Origin of the sequence: Streptomyces sp. 13-12-16, assembly GCF_002114215.1 — a bacterium.
Taxonomy (GTDB): Bacteria; Actinomycetota; Actinomycetes; order Streptomycetales; family Streptomycetaceae; genus Streptomyces.
Map to the genome: position 1 here is coordinate 1 of NZ_NCTE01001322.1, position 631 is coordinate 631.

At 75.1% G+C, this 631-nt stretch carries 1 protein-coding gene; it reads right to left on the bottom strand.

Annotated elements, in window-relative coordinates:
* Positions 1-10: 10 nt before the first annotated feature.
* A complete protein-coding gene (locus B7767_RS40440) occupies positions 11-484 on the bottom strand; it encodes a hypothetical protein (RefSeq protein WP_085576262.1) in 474 nt (157 codons plus the stop codon).
* Positions 485-631 lie beyond the last annotated feature (147 nt).

Consider the following 631-nt stretch of genomic DNA (forward strand, 5'->3'; position numbering starts at 1 on the left):
CCGCCGCCGCTCACCGGTCGCCCCCTTCGCCGGGCCGCGGGCCGGTGTCGGGGCGGGCGGTGTGGTCGGGGTGGCCGGCGGTCCGGCGGGCTTCCTTCATCTCGGCCTCGTAGAGGTGGTCACGGCCCTCGGCGAGTTCCTCGACGGCGGCCTGTTCGAGCTCCTTGAACGGGCGGTAGTACGTGGCGTCGTAGGCCTCGACGATCTGGAACGTCCAGTGGCCGGGGATCACGTTGCGGCCCAGCACCTGGGTGCGCACCGTCTCCGCCCAGTCCGGGTGCCCGGCCTCGCGCAGCAGTTCGACCGCCCGGTCGAGTTCGAGGTCGGCGGTGCCGGTGAGCTGGTGGAAGCTGTAGAGGTGGCCCCGGGCCCGCTCGGTCGTCTCCAGTGCCTTCGACAGCGAGCCGAGCGCCTCCACCGTCTCGTCGCTCACCCCTTCGGGGCGCCGGTGGGCGAGGTCGGGGCCGTCGTCGTGTGGGGTCATCGTCCCGTCTCCGTCGGTCGTGGTCGATGGGGTCGTGCGTGCCGGTCATCCGCCGCCGCTGCCGCCCGCGTCGGGCTGCCGACGGCCGGTGCGGTCGCGGCGGGCCAGCAGCCGCTGTGCCCCGGCCAGTCCCGGCGCGAGGGGCCG

What these genes read in the sequence shown, in the direction of transcription:
- B7767_RS40440 (WP_085576262.1), bottom strand. Translation starts at nt 484, where the DNA reads ATGACCCCACACGACGACGGCCCCGACCTCGCCCACCGGCGCCCCGAA.